4 protein-coding genes are annotated in these 5961 nt (G+C 37.3%); 2 read left to right on the top strand and 2 right to left on the bottom strand.

What is annotated here, in order from left to right:
- The first annotated feature begins 89 nt into the window (after positions 1–89).
- Together ABY905_RS12945 and ABY905_RS12940 are read left to right on the top strand one after the other, a co-directional pair.
- Positions 90–1430, top strand: a complete 1341-nt coding sequence (locus tag ABY905_RS12945) for a DEAD/DEAH box helicase (RefSeq protein ID WP_372644539.1) — start codon at positions 90–92, stop codon at positions 1428–1430.
- A gap of 157 nt (positions 1431–1587) precedes the next feature.
- Positions 1588–2514, top strand: coding sequence for a lysostaphin resistance A-like protein (locus ABY905_RS12940; RefSeq protein WP_372644537.1), 927 nt, complete (start codon positions 1588–1590; stop codon positions 2512–2514).
- Positions 2515–2726: 212 nt separating this feature from the next.
- Here the strand turns inward: ABY905_RS12940 and ABY905_RS12935 are convergent, their stop codons facing one another.
- Together ABY905_RS12935 and ABY905_RS12930 are read right to left on the bottom strand one after the other, a co-directional pair.
- Positions 2727–5066 (bottom strand): GH92 family glycosyl hydrolase, encoded by a 2340-nt coding sequence (locus ABY905_RS12935; protein ID WP_372644535.1) that lies wholly within the window; start codon positions 5064–5066, stop codon positions 2727–2729.
- Positions 5067–5179: 113 nt separating this feature from the next.
- Positions 5180–5806 carry a copper homeostasis protein CutC gene (locus ABY905_RS12930; protein WP_372644533.1) on the bottom strand — a complete coding sequence of 209 codons (627 nt, stop codon included), beginning with the start codon at positions 5804–5806 and terminating at the stop codon, positions 5180–5182.
- Positions 5807–5961 lie beyond the last annotated feature (155 nt).

Raw genomic sequence — 5961 nt, 5'->3', positions numbered from 1 at the left:
GTAGTTTTTGACTTTAATATTTATCTATGTCAGTCTACTCGGAATAAAATGATTACTTTTGCGCAAATTTCTACAAACAAAAAGAGAGTATGAGTTCATTTAACGACATCAAATTAAGTAAGCAAATCTTAAACGCACTTGCCGATGCAGGTTTTGAAACCCCCACTTCAATTCAGAAAGAGGTTTTTGCTCCTGTTCGTTCTGGTAAGGATGTGATTGGAATTGCCCAAACTGGTACAGGAAAAACCTTGGCTTATCTGATGCCTATTTTAATGAAACTCGGTTATGCTCAGGGAATGGATCCTAGAGCACTGATTGTAGTTCCTACTCGTGAGCTTGTTGTTCAGGTTTGTGAAACAATTGAGCTTCTAAGTCCTTATTTAAATATTAGAGCTTTGGCCCTTTACGGTGGGGTAAATATCAATACTCAGAAAGAGCAAGTATGCGAGGGTGCGGATATTCTTGTGGCGACTCCTGGTCGTTTGATGGATATCTATATGACTCGTATCCTAAAGTTTACAAATATCAGGACTTTGGTGATTGATGAGGCTGATAAGATGATGGATCTGGGTTTTATGCCTCAGTTAAAAGCTATTTTCGAAATCTTACCAGAGAGACACCAGAATCTTTTGTTTTCAGCAACCTTTTCGGATGTTGTTGACCAATTGGCTGACGACTTTTTAGTGTCACCTCAACGAATTGAGGTTGCTCCTCAAGCAAGTACGGTAGAAAATATTCATCAGAAACAATACCACGTTAAGAATATCTTGAGTAAAGTGAATCTATTGAAATTTTTACTTGAAGATGAGGTAGTCTTTAATAAGGTGATGATCTTTACTGAAACCAAAAGAAATGCAGATCGAATTGTAGATCGTTTGGAATCCGTATTGGGTGATAATTTAAGTGTGATTCACGGTAATAAAGCTCAGAGTACACGTTTGAATGCATTAAATGCATTTAAAGAAGGAAGAGCTCGTGTGATGGTTTCATCTGATGTTGCAGCTCGTGGTATCGATATCGATAATGTGAGTCATGTGATTAACTTCGATATGCCCAATAACTACGTGGAGTATGTTCACCGTGTTGGTCGTACAGGTCGTGCCGATAAATCAGGTACTGCTATTAGCTTTGTGAATGCTGCTGAGGAGGAATTAATGGAAAAGGTTGAGGCTTTAATTGGTAAGCCCGTTTTATTAGAAGAAATTCCTGAAGGCGTTGAGTTAACATCGCAGCTTTTAGAAGACGAAAAGATTCAAACTCGAAATGTTAGAGTCAAAATGGCTGCCAAAAAGGGAGCTGGTTTCCATGAAAAATCAGCTAAAAACTCTAAAACACCATCAGGATCGAAAGGCTTGATGAAACAAAGAGAGAATTCCAAAAGAAATGCCAAGCGAAATGCCAAGCGAAATGCCAAGCGTAAAAAGAAATAAACTTTCTTAAAATATAAATCTTGTTATCCTTAGGCTTTATGGTCCGATATTAAGATAACATCTAAAAACGTTCAATTCTATTGAGCGTTTTTTTTGCTTTATGTAATTTTAAGTAGGTTTGAAATTCAAAATAAAACAAACAAATAACTCGAATAATATGAGATTTCTAGAACGTGCCCTTAGAGGACCCAACGAGTGGTGGAAGTATCTTCTTCTTCCGATTATCGCATTTGCAATCGCTAATACCATTGGTGCCATACCCCTGAGTATCGCTGTAATTTTTGGCACGGTAAATGGCGGGACACTAAACCCGGATAATGCGGGTGATTTGAGTGGGCTGGGACTTGATCCTAACCTGAGTTTATTTCTCTTGATGTTTCCCTTTATTATTGGACTGATTGGTTTTATTTTGATTCTAAAGCCTTTTCATAAGCGAAGTGTCAAAGAGGTTATTAATGGAACACAGAGTATACGTTGGGGCCGTTTTTTCTATTCGGCTGCTGTTTGGGCAATCATATCTGGCCTCATGTTGTTTGTTGATTATTCTATGAATGCAGAGTATTATGAGTTGAATTTAAACTGGTCTTTATTTATTCCTTTAATCTTTATTTCGCTTCTGATTATCCCTTTTCAAACCACTTTTGAAGAGCTTATCTTTAGAGGCTATTTGGCTCAGGGGGTTGCTCGGTGGACGCGAAACAGATGGTTGGTAGCCCTATTACCTGCTGTAGCTTTTGGCTTATTGCATATATTTAACCCAGAAGTTAAAGAATATGGCTTTTGGACTGTCATGCCTCAATACATTATTTTTGGATTGGTATTTGGTTTGATGGCTGTACTTGATGATGGTATTGAAACGGCTATGGGCGCTCATGCAGCCAACAATATTTTCATCTCAATTTTTATAACAGCTAAGGCTTCTGTTCTTCAAACGCCTGCTTTATTTGTCAATAATCATGTTGATCCTGTGAAAGATCTTGCATTTATGACAATAGGAGCTGTTTTAATTATCCTTGTTTTGGCTAAGAAATACAAGTGGGATTTTGCTATTTTGAATCAAAGAGTTGAAGGAGAAAAGGAGTAAGGAAAGTCTAAAAGTCCAATAGTCCAATAGTCCAAAAGTTCAAAAGTCGAGGAGTCTAAGGCTGAGAGAAATTAAGTCTGCCTCAGGAGTGAATAAAGGGTAAGCCCGATTCTTGCGAATAGCAAAGCTTGTTGATAAAAAATTAAGGGGAAAGTTCAGTTATTAAGTCTGATGCTTTCCCCTTTGTTTATGGATTCAAATTCCATTTTTTTTTAGTCGGAGGTTGATTTGGGTTTTGAGTCAGACTCAGTGGCCCACTTTTTATTTGGCTGTTTGCTCATTTTGAATATTAATTCACCACCTTTTACAATGTCTGCATGATTGATATAACTCTTATTCCAGACTTTCCCATTAAGAGTAACTGATTTAATGTATATATGCTTATCAGAGTAATTGGGTGCTTTGATTATAAATGTCTTTCCATTTTCCAGATTAATTCTTGCTTCCTGAACCGAAGGAGCACCAATGACATATTGACCAGAACCCGGACATACTGGATAGAATCCTAGTGATGAGAAAATATACCAGGCTGACATTTGTCCACAATCATCGTTACCACACAAACCATCAGGTTTATTCAGGTATTTTGTTTTTATTATTTCGTGAATGCGCTCCTGAGTTTTCCATGGTTTTCCTGCCCAATTGTACATATATGCCACGTGATGGCTAGGCTCGTTTCCATGCACATAGCCACCCATAATCCCTTCTCGGGTAATATCTTCGTTGTGAGCGAAATATTTATCTGGGATATGCATAGTGAAAAGTGAGTCCAGATGTTCTGAAAAACGCTCTGAACCACCCATTTTACTTGCCAAACCACTTACATTCTGAGGAACATACAAAGAGTAGTTCCACGAATTTCCTTCGATAAAGCCTGCTGCATGGGTATCTAAAGGATCGAAAGGTGAAACCCATTCGCCAGCTTTTGTTTTTGCTCTTATATATCCTGATTTGTCATCAAATAAATTTCTCCAGTTTTCTGATCGCTCCATATACTCTTTCTCTATGTCTGATTTCCCCATTGACTTAGCAAGTTGAGCAATGGTATAATCATCGTAGGCATACTCAAGGGTTATGGATGCCCCAACTCGACTGGTTTCGTGAGGGACGTAATTGTATTTTTTGTAATCACCAATTCCATCGTACATCTTGTAGTTAGCACTTGCGATACAGGCTTCCAAAGCTTTTTCAGGATCAAAGCCTCGTAAACCATTTACCCACGCGTCGGCAATTACAGGTACAGCATGATAACCAATCATGCACCAATTCTCATTCCCAAAGTGGCTCCAAACAGGTAGAACTTTATGGACAGATTGCTCATAGTGTGCTAACATGGAATTAATCATATCAGATGAACGCTTAGGTTGAATAAGTGAAAGCAAAGGATGTTGTGCTCTATAAGTGTCCCATAATGAAAACACAGTGTAGTTTGTAAAACCTTCAGCTTGATGAATATTGTGATCTAAACCTCTATATTTTCCATCCATATCCATATATTCTACAGGAGATATAAAAGAATGATAGAGAGAAGTATATAGTGTCGTCTTCTTCTCATTTGATGCAGTCACATCAATTTTGCTTAATTCATTATTCCAAGCTGCTTTTGTCTCAGCTCTGGTACGATCAAAATCGAAATGTGGTACTTCTGCTTTTAGATTTTTAAGAGCACCTTCGGTACTGACTGCCGAAAGAGCAAATTTGATTTTTACTTGTTCATTTTCTTCAGTTGAAAAGTCGAAATTAGCCGTTAAAGCTTTACCTGCCATTTCAGGGAAATTCTTGGTTTCATCGAACTTTCTCCAGAATCCATTGTAGATCACTTTTTCATCATTTTTGCAACCATAATTTTTAATCGGCTTAGAAAAACTGATGGCAAAATAAAGGTAGTTGGTTCTAGCCCACCCACGTGTGATTCTATATCCGGTTACCAAAGTGTCGTTTTCAACTCTAAGGCTTGACCACAATACTTTACCATCGTAATTGTAAATACCATGGTTCAGGTCTAAGATAATATGTGCCTTATCCGTTTTAGGAAATGTGTATTGGTGAAAACCTACTCGTTGAGTTGCTGTTAGTTCGGCTTTAATTTTGTAGTCATCCAGTTCTACCCTATAGTATCCAGGCTCTGCTTTTTCAGTCTCTTTCCGATACATCGAACGGTATCCATTTTTTGTATTATCGATGGTACCAGGATTGTATTGCACTTTTCCAACAGTTGGCATGATTAAAAAATCGCCTAGGTCGGAATGCCCCGTTCCACTTAAATGGGTATGGCTAAAGCCAACAATGGATTTATCGGTGTATTGGTAACCGGCACAGTAACGGTAAACCTCTTTATTGTATTTTCCGTTTGTAGAAAACAAGATACTATCGGTGTCAGGGCTTAGTTGAACCATTCCGAATGGAGCACATGCTCCTGGAAATGTATGTCCCATTTCCTGTGTCCCAATAAAGGGATCGACATATTGTGTTAGATTCTTATTTTGAGCATTTAAGTTTGTGTAACTTAAAAAGCCTAAGGATGCAGTAAGAAAAAAAGTCAGTGCCTTCATATGAAATGGGTTTTTGAGTTTAGGTCATTTTGTATGCCTTGCTTTTCATTATATGTGATAAACATGACATAGTTTGCTTGTTTAATTATTAATTAAATAATGAAGGTGATTATTTAGAATAATTTCCCTACAATCAGTTTTCCATGATAAGCTCTTGCGTAAAGAAAATCATGGAGCTTATCTAAATTGTTCTTAGTGATTTTGCCTGCTGGCATAATTTCAATTTTGTCTCCAGCTATGTCAACTAGAGATTTTAAAATTGCCAAGCCTTCTTCTGCAGTTTCTTTGCCTCCTGAAGTCAATATCGTTGTGATTTGTTCTGTTGAAATTAGATCTTTACACGCCTGAATAATATTAGGCGTTTCATCAATCGCTTTATGGATAACGACTTTTAAGGGATAAGCTTTTTGAGCTAACTTCTTTATTGATGTAATATCTAAAGTTTTGTCAGAGTTTAAGATGCCAAATACAACAGCTTCAAGCTTCAGTTTTTTACAATATTCTATTTGAGTCAGCATGCATTCAATTTCAGGTTTGGAATAGATAAAGTCACCGCCTCGGGGTCTGATCATTACCCTTATGGGAATGCTTAGTTTGGTCTTTACCTCTTGTATCAATTCAAATGCAGGGGTAGTTCCCCCCACATTTAAATTGGCACAAAGTTCTATTCTATCTGCACCTAATTGTTCAGCTTTAATGGCTTCATTTAAATTTTCGACACAGGCTTCTTTTGTATACATCTGACTATAGCTTATTTGTTTTGAAGTTCTTTTTTCAGTTTGATAAAAATAGCCTTTTGTTCATTACTTAAGTCATCAGCACTAAAAATTGAAATGCCTTTAGCTCCTTTTTCTTTTGCAAGTCGAATGGCTTTCTCTAAATCTTCAGGTTTTCT

Origin of the sequence: Ancylomarina sp. (assembly GCF_041555295.1) — a bacterium.
Taxonomy (GTDB): Bacteria; Bacteroidota; Bacteroidia; order Bacteroidales; family Marinifilaceae; genus Ancylomarina.
The sequence above is the reverse complement of the archived record's forward strand: the minus strand, read 5'-3'. Positions and strand labels throughout refer to the sequence as shown.

Excerpts from the sequence above, each read along its gene's own strand:
- ABY905_RS12930 (WP_372644533.1), bottom strand. The coding sequence starts at position 5,806 with ATGTATACAAAAGAAGCCTGTGTCGAAAATTTAAATGAAGCCATTAAA.
- ABY905_RS12935 (WP_372644535.1), bottom strand. The coding sequence starts at position 5,066 with ATGAAGGCACTGACTTTTTTTCTTACTGCATCCTTAGGCTTTTTAAGT.
- ABY905_RS12940 (WP_372644537.1), top strand. The coding sequence starts at position 1,588 with ATGAGATTTCTAGAACGTGCCCTTAGAGGACCCAACGAGTGGTGGAAG.
- ABY905_RS12945 (WP_372644539.1), top strand. The coding sequence starts at position 90 with ATGAGTTCATTTAACGACATCAAATTAAGTAAGCAAATCTTAAACGCA.